The sequence below is a fragment of the Luteimonas kalidii genome (assembly GCF_029887935.1).
In the GTDB taxonomy this organism is placed as follows: domain Bacteria; phylum Pseudomonadota; class Gammaproteobacteria; order Xanthomonadales; family Xanthomonadaceae; genus Luteimonas; species Luteimonas kalidii.
Genome location: NZ_JARXRO010000008.1, coordinates 1 through 215 on the forward strand (window position 1 = coordinate 1; position 215 = coordinate 215).

A 215-nucleotide genomic window follows, 5' to 3' on the forward strand; every position below is an offset into this window, starting at 1 on the left:
TGTCCTGCTCAACGCGATCCCCGGGCGCCGGCCCGCCCCTCGTCGGCGTTGCGAGCGCGTCGCGTCGACCGAGATGGAACCGCGGCCAGCGATCGCGGTGGATATGTAGCCGACTGGCGGCCTGCAGTGAGCAGGCAGCATCGTGCTTCAACTACGCCAGTGTCCGTGAACCTGAGCACCGCGGTGGTCGGGAGCCTTTGCGGCGAAATCAAGGA